This is a genomic window from Endozoicomonas sp. ONNA1, from assembly GCF_024606325.1.
GTDB lineage: Bacteria > Pseudomonadota > Gammaproteobacteria > Pseudomonadales > Endozoicomonadaceae > Endozoicomonas_A.
In genome coordinates, this window is record NZ_JAHHPN010000625.1 from 1 (window position 1) to 1,136 (window position 1,136).

The window sequence follows — 1,136 nt, forward strand, 5'->3', positions numbered from 1 at the left end:
GCAATTTATCCAGCAAGGTCTGGCAATCTCTCAGCCATTGTCTGAAATTCGTCCGCCGGGCGGGCAATTCTCCCCGGGAAGCCAGCGGCATTACCACTTTTGTGTACAGGTCATCAATGGCATCCTTCAGGCAACTCCATTGTTTTTCAAGCAACGGGAGTTCATTGATAAAGGGCTTAACTTTGGAGTGTATGGTGCTCGATTCATACCCCGCGGCCAGATTTAAAAAGCGACGATAACCGGATAGAAATCGTTGCAAATCGTCCTGCAGAAGATGAATCTCCATGCCAAGCTGTGGTAACAGGTCCGATCGGTTTGCTGACATGCTGATTGCCTTGCTTCGCCCTGGTCCAAGGCAATGGCTTAGTAACCGGTCAGCGCGAAAGTAGTCCAGTAACCGGTTATTCTGGCGATTCAGCCAGGCAAAACCTGTGTCTACCCTGGTGAAGTCGGGTGGTTCTGCAGGACTGGTCGCAGGCAAGTTGATGATATCCTGACCGGAAGTGGTGCTGTTGGCCTGCCAGTAGGCAGACTGGTCGCCGGTCAGCAAAGTGGCTCCGGGGTTGCCGGCAAAACTGCCTGCCACCAGTGTTACTTGTTGTCCGCTGGCTTGGGTTAGCGCCTCAGAATACTGAGAACCGGCTACCAGACAGGGTATACCCGCCTGACGCAGGCTGATGGCAACATGATCGTTGGTTCCCCCTTGTCGGAACACACAGCCGCCCACACTGTGCAAAATATCCGGTGCCAGCATCCAGTCACTGGCGTGATCGGCGAACAGAATAGCACCGGGCGGAATCTGTTCCGCGCTGACCGGTTCGGTGACCACCAGGGCCACACCACTGCAGCAACCTTCACTGACCAGGATTCCTTCAGCCAGTGGCAGGGAGGGAGCTGCTGCTGAAAAATGGGTACTGCCCGGCAGCTGGGTCACTGGCCGACACTGGAACACGTAGAATTGCTGGTCATTCACGCCGAACTCAATATCTACCGGGCAACAGAACATACCTTCCAGTTGTTCTGTATATTTCTGCAGTTTTTGCAGTATCTCATCAGCCAGCATGATGTCTTTTACATCCGCGGTTGCCGTGGTGCTCTGTTCGATATAACCCGCTTCACAGGCCTCTTCATCGGTG

Annotated in this window: 1 protein-coding gene; it reads right to left on the reverse strand. The window is 54.0% G+C overall.

Features of this window, described 5'->3' with window-relative positions; translation table 11 throughout:
• Positions 1-1,136 (reverse strand): PEP/pyruvate-binding domain-containing protein (locus tag KDK19_RS14610; RefSeq protein ID WP_257292247.1); only part of this gene is annotated, 1,136 nt, incomplete at both ends.